Source organism: Amaricoccus macauensis (assembly GCF_049800915.1).
GTDB lineage: Bacteria > Pseudomonadota > Alphaproteobacteria > Rhodobacterales > Rhodobacteraceae > Amaricoccus > Amaricoccus macauensis_A.
This window is the reverse complement of the sequence record NZ_JBNAFY010000002.1, coordinates 447,311-461,505: the sequence shown is the minus strand read 5'-3', so window position 1 is coordinate 461,505 and position 14,195 is coordinate 447,311. Positions and strand designations below refer to the sequence as shown.

The following is a 14,195-nucleotide window of genomic DNA, read 5'->3' as shown; positions in this document are numbered from 1 at the left end:
TGTCAGTTGGAGACAAGCCCGTCCTGCTTGAGCCTCTCTCTCAGAACTTCGATTTCCGTGTCGAGTTCGCTTCGATCGTCGCGCAGGAGATCCTCCCGATGCGCAGTGAAGCTGCCTTCGAGATCCGTCAGCAGAGCCTGGAACTGATCGCGCGATTCGGCATCGCGCCCCTGCGGGCTCAGGCTCGCGTATTTCTGCGTCGCATCGCGCAGGCCGGTGAGATAGACTGTCAGGAACTTGCGTGCGCGCGGCAGATCCCTCGGATCCTCTTCAACGGTGCGGAAGAGCCCGCGCGCCTGTCCGCAGATCTGCTGGACCCGGTCTTCCATCGCCCGCTCGCCGATGCGATCCGCCGCCAACGAGATCTCACGCACGAGCGCCTCGGCCCGGTCGATTGCGCGGGCCACCCGTTCGCTCTCGAAACTGTCAACACCATCGAGCCCCTTGGCACGCATCGGGTCCAGTCCGAAGGCAAGGATCTGTGCACCGCCCGAGGCGATTCCGAAGACAAGCGCACCGAGAAGCGGCTGGCCGAGACTGAGTGTTCCCACGGCTGTCACGCAGAGCCCGGTGAGAACTGCTGCGACAGACTTGCGCGGGAAACTCGGCGGCTTTGCCACCCGGCGCGCTTCGAAGGCCGCTTCCGCCTTCAAACCTTCGTTGAGCAGATAGGCTGCGAAAGTCAGCCCTGCGAAACCGCCGACCTCCGCGACCATCTCGACCGGATCGCCCCGGAAGATGGCGCCGAGCCCCGCGAAGAACATCGGAACGGGCAGTAGATACATCAGGCGGGCCCGGATGCTCACCTTGCGCGCGCGGCGATTTTCGAAGGGCGCCGTCCGTTTGGTCCCGGCCTCTGCTACCGGACCACCGGGTGAATACTTGCCGCCGAAACGTTGTGCGGCCATCAGATGATCCCTCCGGCGGGCCCGAGTGCCCCGAAGCCGGCGGCCAAAACGATTGCGGCCAGAATGATGAAAGCAAGGAATCGCATGCCTGAATCGCCCGTTTTTCAGCCTCGCTGCAGCAGCGAACCGGTTTGAAAGATAGCCATTGCCCCCTTTCAAAGCCAGTGCCGGCAAACATTTTTGTTCATCAACTGTTATGATTTAGGGCATTCGGCGACATTTGCGCGTCAGGCGTGAACTCCCGCCCCTGTCCAGGTTGTGTAGCCGCTTTTTTTGCAGTGCGAATCGGGCTATTCCAAGATCACGAGGTCTCGCAACCCGATGCAGCTGCTTAACCGTGCGCCGCGTCCGAGTGGTGTGGCGTCGAAGAAGCCCGGGCGCGGGGTCCGGGTTGGCAGTGACTTAGGGACTTTCCGAATGGCCAAAGGCACGGTGAAATGGTTCAACACCGAAAAGGGCTATGGTTTTATCCAGCCCTCCGATGGGGGAAAGGACGTTTTCGTCCATATCACGGCCGTACAGAAGGCCGGACTGCAGACTCTTACCGATAATCAGCCGATCGAATACGAGCTGATCGATGGCCGTGACGGCCGCAAGAGTGCCGGCGAACTGAAGGTTTGACACCTCCGCTGGCCTGCGGGCCAGGGACATGAACTCAGCAGAAACGAACGGATCGGGACCGCCCCACAATGGGCGGCTCAATATTGAAACGGGCTGTATCCAGCTGAAACCTATACGCTTTCGGGATCGGGGAGACCGGAAGGCGCAAGAACGGTTTCGCTTTTGAAAGCCTCACCAAAGTGCATTTCAATGTGCCATTGAGAAAGCCCATGGCGGACACGCCACGGGCGCATTGCAAAGCCTGGACAGACCCCGGACCCGAGGCTGCGAAGCCGGCATACCCTCACCATTCCCAGAGAAAATCGCGTATGTAATCGATATGGATTCCGTATGGTTTCGATATGGCTGTTTGTATGGCGACCCACGCCGGAACACCGTTCGCAACGGCGAATTAACGAGAAATCAAGAGTTCGACCAACACCCAGGACCGCACACGAGAACTGGCGCGTCCGGTGCTCAGAGCTTTCTCGCGGGCCTGCCCTTGCCTTGTGGGCCGGGGCCACGAGAGACGCGGCGAGCCTTTCCGGGTGCGCCTTTGGCCGCTCGGGGTGACCGGCCCGGTTCGCTTTCCGTGCGGTCAGAGGTCAAAAGGGCACCGATCTGGTCGCGCAGGATCTTGGGTCGGATTTCCTCGACCTGTCCGGAGGCGAGGTCGCCAAGCTGGAACGGGCCGTAAGAGATGCGGATCAGCCGGTTGACGGTCAGCCCGACGGTCGCGAGGGCACGGCGCACCTCGCGGTTGCGGCCCTCGCGGAGGCCGATGGTGAGCCAGACATTCGCGCCCTGCTGGCGGTCGAGCGTGACGGACATGGGCTGGAACCTCTCGCCATCGACCGTGACGCCCTTGCGGATCGGTTCCAGCGACTCCTCGGTCGCGCTGCCGTTGGCGCGGACGCGGTATTTCCTCGCCCAGCCGGTCGAGGGCAATTCGAGCCGCCGCTTGAGCGCACCATCGTTGGTGAGCAGCAGCAGCCCCTCGGAATTGAGATCCAGACGTCCGATGCTCATGACCCGCGGAAGGTCCTCGGGGAGCCTGTCGAAGATCGTGGTGCGACCCTTCTCGTCGCGCGCGGTCGTCACCAGGCCCACGGGCTTGTGGTAGCGCCAGAGCCGTGTGGCTTCGGGCTCGGCAATGGCCTTGCCATCGACGGCGATCCGGTCGGACGCGGTGACGTTCAGGGCGGGCGATGCGATCGCCTTGCCATTCACGGCCACCCGGCCAGCGAGGATCATCGCCTCGGCTTCGCGGCGCGAGGCGACACCGGCGCGGGAGAGGCGCTTGGCGATACGTTCGGATGTGGGATCGTCTGTCATTCGGTGGGGTTTATACGGGGGGCCTGCCGGAGGGAACGGGATTCTCACACTGCGGGCGGTTGGCCGGGGTGGAATAGAGCTTTCGGCTTCCCAAAAACGATGCGCCGGCCCGCGGAACGGGCTACCGCAGGCGCGGCGCTTCTGGCGTGTTCCGCGCTGGAAACCAACCAAGAATGAAACAAGAATTATGCAAGTCAGACAAACAGACGGCTAAAATTTTGGAGCAACAGATTGCAATCACAGTCAGATCGAGAAAGCGAATTTTCCCAAATATAATTCTAATATATTTATCAAAAAGGTGGAAATCATCGGCAACGTTTGTGTTGCCGCATTTCGCGGCAACCGAGAGTCGATATCGACGTTTGCTGTTCACCGAGACCCGGCCCGTGTCCGGTTCGATCAAAGCGCTGAGCCGCGCCATCAACTGCCAGCACGGCAGCAAGACCTGCCCGAACCGAACAAGGTCCGAGTCTCGGGGTCGATCAAAGATCCAGATCGACCCAGATCGGCACGTGGTCGGAAGGTTTTTCCCGGCTACGGATGTCCTTGTCGATGCCGCAGGCGGTGAGCCGGTCGGCGGCCTGGGGCGTCAGAAGGAAATGGTCGATGCGGATGCCGTTGTTCTTCTGCCACGCCCCGGTCTGGTAATCCCAGAAGGTGTAGATCTTGTCCTCCGAGGTGCTGGCGCGCAGCGCGTCGGTGAATCCTAGGCTGGTGATGCGCTGGAAGGAGGCGCGGGTCTGCGGCAGGAAGAGCGCATCCTCGGCCCAGACCTTGGGGTCGTGGCAATCGATGCCCTGCGGGATGACATTGTAATCGCCCGCCATGAGCGCGCATTCCTCGCCGGCGATCAGCTCCGACGCGCGGGCGTGGAGCCGCTCCATCCAGGCCAGCTTGTAGTCGTATTTCGGGCCGGGTGCCGGGTTGCCGTTGGGCAGGTAGAGCCCGCAGATGCGGATGGCGTTCGCCTCCCCCACAACGGTCGCCTCGATCCAGCGGGCCTGCTCGTCCTCCTCGTCGCCGGGCAGGCCACGGCTGACATCCTCGAGCGGGTGCTTCGAGAGGATCGCGACCCCGTTGAAACTCTTCTGGCCGTGGGTCTCGACGCTGTAGCCCGCATCCTCGACCTGAGAGCGCGGGAAGGTTTCGTCGGTGCTCTTGATCTCCTGAAGCACAACCACATCGGGTTGTGCTTCACCGAGCCAGTCGAGCAATGCGGGCAGACGCGCCTTCACGCCATTGATATTGAAGGATGCAATTTTCATTGGCGTTTCCGCTTGTCTGACTGCGCAGCCCGCATTTCCAGGCGCCGGATCGGCCTATCAGCGAGCGGCCAGTTCGTCCAGATGCGCGTCGAGATGCGGCAGACGGTCCTGGCCCCAGAAAAGCTCCTCGCCCACGCCGTAGAACGGCGCGCCGAAGACGCCGCGGCGGATCGCCTCGTCGGTGTTGCGCTGAAGCTCCTCGACGCCCGAGAGCATACCCTTCGAAGCCAGCTCGGGGTCGAAACCGGCCTGGCTCAGGCAATCGCGCACCACGGCCTCGTCGGCGAGATCGCGTTCCTCGGCCCAGGTCGCGCGCGAGAGCAGGTGGGCGAGCTTGCCCACGTCCCCGCTGCCGTCATGGGCGGCCGCGATCAGCGCGGTGCAGGCGGGCACGGGGTTGGTCGGGAAATGCGCGGGCTCGGGGTTGAGCGGCATGTCGAGGAAACGGGCCTGGCGGGCAATGTCCTTCAGGCGGTAGATCTTGCGCGAATCGTGGCGTTTGGGCAGCGGCTCGGTGCCCATTTCCGCATAGATTCGCATCAGTTCAACCGGTTTGTAGTTGATCGAGGCACCGTGTTTGCCTGCAATTTCCTCAAGGCGCAGCCCGGCGAGGTAAACATAGGGTGAAATCGGGAAGTAATAATAGTCGATCTGGGTCATGTCCCTCGCCCTCTGGTTGGTTTTGCACATGAGGGAGCGGAAAATCGGGGGCTTTGCAAGCCCGCGTCCGGGTGATACCCCCCCGGCAACTTGTCATATTCACGTGAGGACCGCTCGTGATGAATACCATCTTCAGGCCCAAGCTCATTGCCGGGAACTCGAACCAGACCCTGGCGCGTGCGATTGCCCGGCGGATTTCCATTCATCGCGGCGAGCGGGTGGACCTCGTGGATGCCCGCGTGGAGCGGTTCAACGACCAGGAGATCTTCGTCGAGGTGTTCGACAATGTCCGCGGCGAGGACATGTTCATCATCCAGTCGACCTCGAACCCGGCGAACGACAACCTGATGGAACTGCTCATCATGTGCGATGCGCTGCGCCGCTCCTCGGCGCATAGGATCACCGCCGTGATGCCCTATTTCGGTTATGCCCGGCAGGATCGCCGCTCGAAGGCCCGCACGCCGATCAGCGCCAAGCTGGTGGCGAACCTCCTGACCCAGGCCGGCATCGAGCGGGTTCTGACGATGGATCTCCATGCGGCGCAGATCCAGGGTTTCTTCGACATTCCGGTGGACAACCTCTATGCCGCGCCGGTCTTCGCGCTCGACATCAAGCACAACTTCGCCGATCTCGACAAGGTGACGGTGGTCTCGCCGGATGTGGGCGGCGTGGCGCGTGCCCGCGAGCTTGCGGAGCGGATCGGGGCGGATCTCGCCATCGTCGACAAGCGGCGCTCGAAGCCGGGCGAGATCGCGTCCATGACGGTGATCGGGGACGTTCAGGATCGGGTCTGCATCATCGTGGACGACATCTGCGACACGGCCGGGACGCTGGTGAAGGCCGCGGATCTGCTGTCCTCGCAGGGCGCTTCGGAGGTTCACGCCTACATCACCCACGGCGTTCTTTCGGGCCCGGCGGTGGAGCGGGTGCGCAACTCGTCGATGAAGAGCCTCGTGGTGACGGATTCCATCGAGCCGACGCCGGAAGTCCGCGCGACGCCCAACATCCGCACCGTTCCGGTGGCGCCGCTCTTCGGGCAGGCGATCCTTAACATCGCCAATGGCACCAGCGTTTCCTCGCTCTTCGGCTCCGACACGCTCGAGCCGATCTACGAGGCGCTCTACCCGTCCGCGGCGTAGGGCTGGGCGACGCCCGCGCTGCGCGGTTCCGGGGCCGGTCGGCCCGGCGCCCTGCGTGAGAGTTGCCGGCAGACCATGAAGACCGGCAGCAGCCCGATCGCCACGATCACGAGGCTGGGCACCGCCGCCTGGTGAAGCCGCTCGTCGGCGGCGAGCCGGTGGGCCTGTACGGCGAGCGTGTCGAAGTTGAAGGGCCGCATGATCATGGTCGCGGGCAATTCCTTCATCGTGTCGACGAAGACGATCAGGGCGGCGGCGAGAATGCTGCGCCTGAGGATCGGCAGATGGACGCGCGCGAGCAGGCCTGTGGGGTTGCGCCCCAGCGTGCGGGTCACTGCGTCGAGATTGGGGCTCAGGCTGGCATAGCCCGCCTCGATGGTATTGAGGCCGGCGGCCATGAAGCGGGCCATGTAGGCCACCACCAGCACCCAGATCGAACCGGTGAAGATGAGCCCCGGCGTGCGGCCGAAGGCGGATTGCAGCCAGTCGGACAGCACGTTGTCGAGGGCCGCGAGCGGCACGAGGATGCCAACGGCGATCACACCGCCGGGCACGGCATAGCCCAGCCCGGCCCCCAGCACCATGGCGCGTGAGGAACGGCCGGGGCGGGTTCGGACCCGGAAGCTGATCAGGATCGCGGCCGTGACGGTCACGAGGGCTGCTGTGCCGGCCAGGGTGAGGGAGTTTGTCACGAAGCGCAGGTAGCGCCCATCGAAGGGGCTCTGGCCCGAATCGATGGCCATCCGGCTCAGCACGATCACCGGCAGGAGGAATCCGACGAAAACCGGCAGGAAGCAGAAAAACGCCGCCAAGCCCCCGGCAAGCCCGCCGATGGGCTGGGCATCGTAGATTTCCGCGCGGTTGCCACGGGTGTGCGCGCGCGCCTGCCCCCGCTGGATACGCTCGAGGATCGCGAGGACGAGGGCAAAGGCAAGGAGCCCGAGGGCAAGCTGGGCCGCGGCGGCGCGGTCGCCCATGGAGAACCACGCCTGGTAGATCCCGGTCGAGAAGGTCTGCACCGAGAAATGCGAGACGGTGCCGTAATCGGCGATCGTCTCCATCACGCAGAGCAGCGCCCCGCCGACAATGGCGGGCCGCGCCATGGGCAGGCTCACCGACCAGAATGCCCCCCAGGGTCCGCGGCCAAGCGTGCGCGCGGCGAAATAGGCCCCGACCGATTGCTGGGCGAAGGCGGTGCGCGCGAGCAGGTAGACGTAAGGGTAAAGGACGCAGATCAGCATGAAGGCGGCACCGGGCAGCGAGCGGACCTCAGGGAACCAGTAGTCCCGCGGCCCCCAACCGGTCACATCGCGCAGCGCGCTCTGAACGGGGCCGGAATGCTGGAGCAGGTAGGTATAGGCATAGGCCAGCACATAGGCCGGGAAGGCCAGCGGAAGCACGAGCAGGACCTCGAGCGCGCGCGATCCCGGAAAGCGATACATCGTCACCAGCCAAGCCGCGCCGGTGCCGAGCGCGGCGGTGCCCAGCCCGACAAGCACCACGAGCATCAGGGTATTGGCGACATAACCCGGCAGGACCGTGTTCATCAGCCCGCGCCAGGTGTCGAAATCGCCGGTGAAGGCCGCAAGCCCCGCCGCCACGATGGGCGCGACGCAGACGAGTGCGGCGAGCCAGGCCAGCCAGTTGAGAATCCGCTCGCTCAATGTGGTCGTTCCTTCCGAAGCCGCGAGGCGGAATCCCTACAGCAAAACAGAAGTCGACTAAAGTGGTCTGATTTGAGGGCGGGCACGGCGCGCGTGCTGGTCAGTCTCCGCCATTCAACAGATCGGAGGTCGCGATGGGCCGGAGAAAGCGGTCGATCGACCGATCGCCCACGTTGACCGAGAAATAGGCGATGACCAGATCCCGGTCGGGGGACACGTAAAGCCCCTGCGTCATCAACCCGCCCTTCCACATGTCCCCGTCCGGCCAGACGATATCCCACTGGCGGCTGTTCGAAAGCATGGTGTCATCGTCGAAGATCGCCTGGAACGCGGGCCCGTTGTAACCGCCAAGGAAGAAGTCGGTTGATCGCACGCTCTCGCGGATGCGCCGGATCATCGCATCGGAGACGACCTGCTCGGTGGCGATCTCGGTCCAGCTCGGCGTGTAGAGCATGCCGAACCGTGCGAGGTCGCGCAGGTTGCTCGAGACCAAACCGTGGGCAATGGCGACGCCATCCGGCGTGAGGTGAACCTGGAACGGAGCTTCGGCCCCGATCTTCGACCAGACCCGCTCGTCGAAGGTGTCCGGCCATCGTTTTCCCTCGACCGCTTCGGCAAGGTAGACGAGCAACTGGGTCGTGGCCGACGCATACTGGAATGCCTCGCCCGCTTCGCGGACGGGCTCCGCGTCCTTCAACACGTCGATCAGGCGTTCGGGCGCGCCGTCATGCGGCATCCCGAACTCGGCATTGAAGGTCCGAATCGCGATTGAGTTCGGATCGGCGCGCGTTTCGGGATTTTCGTCACTGTTCAGCCCCGTCGTCATGTCGAGGGCATCGCGCACGGTAACATCTCCGGTCGGGGTTCCGACGAATTCGGGGATGTAGGTGCCCAGAGTTTCGTTCTCGTCGATCCTGCCCTCCTCGATCAGGAGGTCTATCACCAGTGAGGCCGTCACCTTCGCGTTGGACATCCACAGGTGATGGTCTTCGGGGCGCATCCGCGGATACGCCTCGAAGACGATCCGGCCATCGTGAATGACGATGAAGCTTTGAACATAACTCTCGGGGAGCGCCAGATATTCGTCCAGCGTCATTTCACCGAAGTTCATCGTCTCTGCGGAAATCTCGCCGATCCGGGGCTCGATGGCGGTCGCCAGCGGCATGACGGGCTGACGAACAGGCAGAATGGCTGTCGGCAGGAACTCGGAGGCGCGCATGTTGAAGTAGGCCGCCTCATCGCCACCGCTGAGCAGCCTGGGTAAGGAAGCGTCCCGCGTCCGGCTTGCCAGTTCGGCCGGGAAACCCGTCACGAATGCCTCGAGCTGCGTCCGCTCCTGCGCAGCCGTTGCGCTGGCTGCGCCCAGGAGGCCCAGACCAAGCATGAGCCCGACCGATGCCCCCCATGATCTTCGCGTCGTCATTCGAGGCCCTTCCACACGATTTCAACTCCAAATGGATCGCATCTTGCAGCATGCGCAACCATACTCGCAACGATTGCAACGCCCAAAGGTTTGCCCCCCGGTCGGTGCCCGCGAGGCCGCCCTGGCCTCACTCGGCGGCGCGGCTCAGGAGACGCAGGCGGCACCAGGCTGGCCAGTCGACTGAAGTCGTCCGATTTGACGAGACAGGTGCGGAAGTCGAACCGTCAAGGAACAGCCGAATCGGCTTGTACGGTGCAAAATTGCACGCCTCAACCTATAGATTCGCCAAGGCAACCTATGTTGTCGCGCACAATGCAAGCCACCTCCATGGTTGAACATGGCGCTGCTGTGAACGCAGACTTGATTGAGCGTTGAACGAGATGCGTTGGGGGGAAAACGCAGCTTATTCAGAGTGAATAGATTTAATTTCACGCTCGCGCAGCGCCAACCAGTCATGTTTGGGATGGGGGCTCCGCCATGGGGAGAGGGACTGGCATATTTTCAGAAGAGATTACCGAGGTCGTGCCACTGGTACTCAGAAAGGGGTATTGGGACGCTGCCCGCCGTCGCGAGATCCAGCGCTGCTACCACTACACACTTCAGACCGTCGCGGGGCTGAGCCGCGATAATCCTGATAAGGAACAAGATTCCATCAATCGTGAGGCCCTGATCTGCATGGTCGAGCTTCTCGATACATTGGCCGCGCTGGACAGGCTCTCATGTGACGGGAGGGGTGGGGACATACAGCGGCAACTGCAACTGATGGCTCGACAAGCGCAGCAGCTCAGCAATGGCAACGTGAAAATTGAACTGAGGCCATCCGGATCGCTCGATCTGCCGGTGAGAGAGAAAACGCTGGTTCTCCTGATCGCCCACGAGGCAATCCTGAACGCGTTCAAGCACGCCTTCCCCGACGATCGGACCGGCACAATCGGCATTCGATTGGCGCTCCGCAGCGCAAATCGTGCTAAGCTCGTTGTCTGGGATGATGGGGTCGGAGCCGCCGGACATACGGCACGGAGCGGTTCGCACAAGGAGGAAACCAAGCCCCGCGGAGCGATTTTCATGCAAACGCTTACCGGACTACTCGGAGGCGTATTGACGCGCGGCACGGCCCAGAACAACGAGGGCCATCGTGTCGAGCTCACATGGCCGCTCTGAGAGATGATGTATGCCGACCGAGAGCAAACTGACGCGTAGACTGCGGCATGGCGCAAGGCTGAGCGAACGAGACATCGGACAGCTGGAGACAATATCCGCATCCGCCATCGATATCGTCGCTTCGACCGATCTCATCAAGCAGCATGATGTCGCCAAACATGCCCATATCATCCTCGATGGTGTTGCATGTCGCTACAAGTTTCTGCGGGATGGACGGCGCGCCATCGTTGCGCTTCTGCTTCCGGGGGATTTCTGCGATCTTCAGGACAGCATCCAGCAGAAGATGGATCATTCGATAGCGACACTGGTCGATTGCCGGATTGCCAAGCTCGACAAGCAGGAGATCACCCGGCTTCTCGAAAGCTCACCCGCAATAAGACGCGCCTGTTTGTGGGCAACGATGGTCGAAGAGGCCACCTTGAGGGAGTGGCTGGTCAATGTGGGCCGAAGATCCTCCGAGGAAGCGGTTGCGCACCTGTTCTGCGAACTGGACGCCCGGCTCGGCGCGGTGGGCCTAGCACGGGGCCATGTGTTCTACCTGCCTTTGACGCAAGCAACGATTGCGGATGTAATCGGCATCTCTGCGGTTCATGTGCAGCGCGTTATCGCCAACCTGAAGGATGCCGGGCTCATAATGCTGCAGGACAGGGTTCTGGTCATCCCGGATTTCGCCTCTTTGGCTGAAATGGCCGACTTCGACGAGACCTACCTGCACCTCGGCAATACTGTGGGACCCCATGAACAATGACGGGGATCCCTGAAGACTAGGAGATGAAATGGAACTGTTCTACTTCGACATCAGTGATGGCTTGACCCGCAGGGTCGACCACACAGGCCATCACTATCCCGATGTCGACTCGGCCCGGAAGGCCGCGACCCGTGAACTGACACTGATGTTCAAGGACGACATTCCCAACGGCGAACGTCGGGGCTATGTCGTCACGCTGTGCGACGCCAAGGGCATTCCCATCTATGTTGCCACCGCGACGCTGCTCTGCGAGACGCTCGAGCGCGCGTGACTTCGGGGCCATCGCCGGGCTCGCGGCCGGGCGGTGCATGAACCTGCGGCCTTACTCGGCGGCGCGGCTCAGCAAGCGCAGGCGGGCGGGCGGCACAAGGCGGATCTCAAGCCCGGTGAAGACGTGGAGCGTGTTCAGGTGGCGGTCGACCACGGCGTGGTCCGACACCCAGCCACCCATCATCAGGTAGCTGCGCAGGAGCGGCGGCATCGCCTGCATGGCGCGGCGCAGGTCCGGCTTGCGCAGCTTGAGGCGGGTCGCGTAGCGGAAGACCGAAGGCGCCTTCACGCGCGGGAGCCAGCGGCGGGGTGCAAGGTGCTTGTCCTTGAGCAGCGCGAAGGCGTCCTCGTAGTCGCCGGTTTCGATGCCGTGGAAGCTCGAGCAGCCGAAGAGCAAGTCGATCCTCTCGCGGGCGACATATTCGGTGAGGTAGCCCCAGGCGAGGCGCAGGATGTCGGGGTCGCGGTGGTCGGATGCGATGCAGAAACGGCCCATTTCCAGCATCCGCCCCTCGAAGAGGGCAAGTTTCGAGAGGTCGTAGTATTGCGCCGAATAGGAGCCGGTGATCTCCGCGCCGCTCTCGAAGACCCGGATCCGGTAGCAGCAGACCAGCGCGCCATCGCGGGCGTCTTCCACCATCACATGCTGGGCCGTCTGGTCGTAGTCATCGGCGTCGAAGCCCTGCGCCGGGCTGGTCTCTGCCCCCCGGCCCGCGAGGAAGCGCTCGTGTCGGAGTGCCTGGGCGCGCCGGAGATCCTCGGGCGAATTGGCGAGGCGGACGCGATATTTCGGGGTCTTGGGTCGGGGGTGCCTGCTGAGGCCCATGATGTCCATCCACCGGAGGAATGCCGGGCGGAGCCTGCAATATTTGTGTGACTTCTCCTTGACGTTCCCAAAAAGATCCCGACCTCATTCCCCTAATGGACGTGGAAATCTGACGGGAGCGCCTGGCATGAGCACAGTCAAGGACAAGATCATAAAGACGGATGCGGAGTGGAAGGAGCAGCTTTCGGACCTCGCCTACAAGGTGACGCGCAAGAAGGGCACGGAGCGCGCGCATACCCATGACGATTTCCCGAAGGCGCCGGGGACGTTCAACTGCGTGTGCTGTGGGGCGCCGCTCTTCGAATCCTCGACCAAGTTCGACAGCGGCACCGGCTGGCCGAGCTTCTATGCGCCGATCGGCCCTGAGGCGGTGGAGGAGCACGAGGACCGGAAGTTCTTCATGCGGCGCACGGAGATCGTCTGTGCTCGGTGCGATGCGCATCTGGGGCATGTCTTCCCCGACGGGCCTGCGCCCACCGGCCAGCGCTACTGCATGAACGGCGTGGCGCTAACCTTCGAGCCGACCGAGACCCGGGACTGACCTGACGGCAGCGCGCTGTCGAATGCGCTGCGCACCCGCTGGCCGCAGATGAACGCCATTTCCTTGCGGCCGGTGGTTTCCTCCGCCGCCACGGGATCGAGAAAATCTATCTCCACCACCCCGCCTTTCGAGCGGGCGAGGATGTCGATGAGATGGGCGGCGAAGTCCATCTCTCCCCACCAGGAATAGAAGCTCGCGGGCAGTCCCGCGGCGGGATGGTAGGTGATCGCCACCGGCTGGACCGTTACCGTTTCGAGTTCGCGGGAGAAGAAGACGGCGAAGAGCGAGGACTTGAAGGGAAGCACGCGCTGGCCGTCGGTGCTGGTGCCTTCCGGAAACAGCGCCATGCGGTCGCCTGCCCGGATGCGTTCGAGCAGTTCGGCCTCCTGGCGTTTCGCGGCGGTGGCCTTGCGGTCGATGAAGAGCGTGCCGATGGCCCGCCCGATGAAGCCGATGCCGGGCCAGTCGCGCACTTCGGATTTCGACACGAGGAAGGGCACGGCGGCCCGCTGAAGCACGACGATGTCGATCCAGCTCGAATGGTTGGCGACGAAACCGCCAGCGCCGGAAAGCGGCGTGCCGCGCTGGACGTAGCGCAGGCCGAGGTTCGGCAGCGCGGTCCGCGCCCAGACCTGCACGATCCGGTTGCTCGCGCGGCGCGAGCGGCGCCCCCGCACCTTCGCCACCAGCATCTCGGCGCCGCGAACGAGAAGGAAGATGCCGAAGAGGCACAGGAGCGTCAGGACCGCGACGATGCCGCGGAGCGCAAGCCGCAGTCGCTCGCGTTGGCGCAGCGGCGGCAATTCGGGTGGCACTGCCTCGTTCCAACCGATGGTCATGGGCGTGTGCGCCTGTCGCGCTCGTAGAAGCGGCGGTAGTTTTCCTGCATCCGGCCCGTATCCATGACGACGCAGACGTCGATGGTGTTGAAGCCGTGGTCGACGAAGGCGCCATCGCCCACGAAGCCCCCGAGACGCAGGTAGGATTTCAACAGCGGCGGGATCTGGCGCGCCGCGCGTGCGGTGTCGATCTCGCCCGGAGCGCGCAGGTTCATGTCGAGGTAGTGCGCGTCGAGGGCGCGGACGCGAAGGTCGTCCGGCGCGAGGTGGCGGTGGTGCAGGAAGGCCAGCGCGTCGGAAATGGGTTCGGGGTCGGTGCCATGGAAACTGGCGGTGCCGAACAGGATCTCGATGTCCCGCTCGAGCACATACCGTGCGAGTTCCGACCAGAGCAGGTGCATTCCGACCCCGCCCCGGTGATCTGCCGCGACGCAGGACCGCCCCAGTTCCACGAGCTTGCGGCCCGAGCGCTCGAGGAGCGAGAGGTCGTATTCGGTAGCACCGTAGAAGCCCCGGCCTGCCTTCGCAGCATCGTCGCGCATCAGCCGGTAGACACCGACGACGCGGTCGAGCGGGTCCATTGCCTCCGTGTCGTCGCCATCTGCCAAGAGGATCAGGTGATCGAAATACGGGTCGAACTCGTCCCATTCGAGGCGGGCGGCATGTTCCTCCGGCCGGGCGGTCGCCCCCATCTCCTCGACGAAGACCCGGTAGCGCAATCGCTGCGCGCCGCGCAGTTCATCCTCCGTTTCCGCGATCTTGACCCGGTAGATATTCGGTTTGGATTTCATCTCGTTCCTGAACTGGGCGGCCTGC

At 63.5% G+C, this 14,195-nt stretch carries 15 protein-coding genes; 6 read left to right on the top strand and 9 right to left on the bottom strand.

Features of this window, described 5'->3' with window-relative positions:
• Positions 1-2: 2 nt before the first annotated feature.
• The gene (locus tag ACP15W_RS06420; protein WP_424932025.1) at positions 3-908 is read right to left on the bottom strand and encodes a 5-bromo-4-chloroindolyl phosphate hydrolysis family protein; all 906 of its coding nucleotides are present in this window, start codon (positions 906-908) and stop codon (positions 3-5) included.
• A 417-nt stretch (positions 909-1,325) separates the two neighbouring features.
• Between ACP15W_RS06420 and ACP15W_RS06415 the strand changes: the two genes are divergently transcribed.
• On the top strand, positions 1,326-1,529 hold the full coding sequence (locus ACP15W_RS06415) for a cold-shock protein (RefSeq protein WP_424932024.1): 204 nt from the start codon (positions 1,326-1,328) through the stop codon (positions 1,527-1,529).
• Positions 1,530-1,985: 456 nt separating this feature from the next.
• Here the strand turns inward: ACP15W_RS06415 and ACP15W_RS06410 are convergent, their stop codons facing one another.
• The 3 genes from ACP15W_RS06410 to ACP15W_RS06400 all read right to left on the bottom strand — a co-directional run bounded on the left by ACP15W_RS06410 (position 1,986) and on the right by ACP15W_RS06400 (position 4,768).
• A complete protein-coding gene (locus ACP15W_RS06410) occupies positions 1,986-2,843 on the bottom strand; it encodes a pseudouridine synthase (RefSeq protein WP_424932023.1) in 858 nt (285 codons plus the stop codon).
• Positions 2,844-3,325: 482 nt separating this feature from the next.
• Positions 3,326-4,108, bottom strand: coding sequence for an exodeoxyribonuclease III (gene xth, locus ACP15W_RS06405; protein ID WP_424932022.1), 783 nt, complete (start codon positions 4,106-4,108; stop codon positions 3,326-3,328).
• A gap of 57 nt (positions 4,109-4,165) precedes the next feature.
• Positions 4,166-4,768, bottom strand: a complete 603-nt coding sequence (locus ACP15W_RS06400) for a 2-hydroxychromene-2-carboxylate isomerase (protein WP_424932021.1) — start codon at positions 4,766-4,768, stop codon at positions 4,166-4,168.
• Between the two features lie 119 nt (positions 4,769-4,887).
• Between ACP15W_RS06400 and ACP15W_RS06395 the strand changes: the two genes are divergently transcribed.
• Positions 4,888-5,907: a ribose-phosphate pyrophosphokinase gene (locus tag ACP15W_RS06395; protein ID WP_424932020.1), complete on the top strand. Its 1,020-nt coding sequence runs from the start codon at positions 4,888-4,890 to the stop codon at positions 5,905-5,907.
• On the opposite strand, the gene ACP15W_RS06390 is transcribed toward ACP15W_RS06395, so the two are convergent.
• Positions 5,889-7,571, bottom strand: coding sequence for an ABC transporter permease (locus tag ACP15W_RS06390; RefSeq protein WP_424932019.1), 1,683 nt, complete (start codon positions 7,569-7,571; stop codon positions 5,889-5,891). The genes ACP15W_RS06395 and ACP15W_RS06390 overlap by 19 nt on opposite strands.
• A gap of 100 nt (positions 7,572-7,671) precedes the next feature.
• The gene (locus ACP15W_RS06385) at positions 7,672-8,994 is read right to left on the bottom strand and encodes a serine hydrolase domain-containing protein (RefSeq protein ID WP_424932018.1); all 1,323 of its coding nucleotides are present in this window, start codon (positions 8,992-8,994) and stop codon (positions 7,672-7,674) included.
• A gap of 477 nt (positions 8,995-9,471) precedes the next feature.
• On the opposite strand from ACP15W_RS06385, the gene ACP15W_RS06380 reads away from it, so the two are divergent.
• Genes ACP15W_RS06380 through ACP15W_RS06370 form a run of 3 tightly spaced genes read left to right on the top strand, consistent with a single transcriptional unit; the run spans position 9,472 to position 11,174 of the window.
• On the top strand, positions 9,472-10,155 hold the full coding sequence (locus ACP15W_RS06380; RefSeq protein WP_424932017.1) for an ATP-binding protein: 684 nt from the start codon (positions 9,472-9,474) through the stop codon (positions 10,153-10,155).
• Between the two features lie 10 nt (positions 10,156-10,165).
• The gene (locus ACP15W_RS06375) at positions 10,166-10,903 is read left to right on the top strand and encodes a Crp/Fnr family transcriptional regulator (protein WP_424932016.1); all 738 of its coding nucleotides are present in this window, start codon (positions 10,166-10,168) and stop codon (positions 10,901-10,903) included.
• Positions 10,904-10,931: 28 nt separating this feature from the next.
• Positions 10,932-11,174, top strand: a complete 243-nt coding sequence (locus ACP15W_RS06370; protein WP_424932015.1) for a DUF6894 family protein — start codon at positions 10,932-10,934, stop codon at positions 11,172-11,174.
• 51 nt (positions 11,175-11,225) lie between these two features.
• Here ACP15W_RS06370 and ACP15W_RS06365 read toward each other — a convergent pair whose 3' ends face one another.
• A complete protein-coding gene (locus tag ACP15W_RS06365; RefSeq protein ID WP_424932014.1) occupies positions 11,226-11,999 on the bottom strand; it encodes a GNAT family N-acetyltransferase in 774 nt (257 codons plus the stop codon).
• 127 nt (positions 12,000-12,126) lie between these two features.
• Here ACP15W_RS06365 and msrB point away from each other — a divergent pair, with 127 nt between their 5' ends.
• Entirely contained in the window at positions 12,127-12,540 is a 414-nt protein-coding gene (gene msrB / locus ACP15W_RS06360; protein WP_424932013.1) for a peptide-methionine (R)-S-oxide reductase MsrB, read from the top strand.
• On the opposite strand, the gene ACP15W_RS06355 is transcribed toward msrB, so the two are convergent.
• Positions 12,486-13,379, bottom strand: a complete 894-nt coding sequence (locus ACP15W_RS06355) for a lysophospholipid acyltransferase family protein (protein ID WP_424932012.1) — start codon at positions 13,377-13,379, stop codon at positions 12,486-12,488. The two genes, msrB and ACP15W_RS06355, sit on opposite strands and share 55 nt — an antisense overlap.
• The gene (locus ACP15W_RS06350) at positions 13,376-14,170 is read right to left on the bottom strand and encodes a GNAT family N-acetyltransferase (RefSeq protein WP_424932011.1); all 795 of its coding nucleotides are present in this window, start codon (positions 14,168-14,170) and stop codon (positions 13,376-13,378) included. The genes ACP15W_RS06355 and ACP15W_RS06350 overlap by 4 nt, the downstream gene beginning before the upstream one ends.
• Between the last annotated feature and the right edge of the window lie 25 nt (positions 14,171-14,195).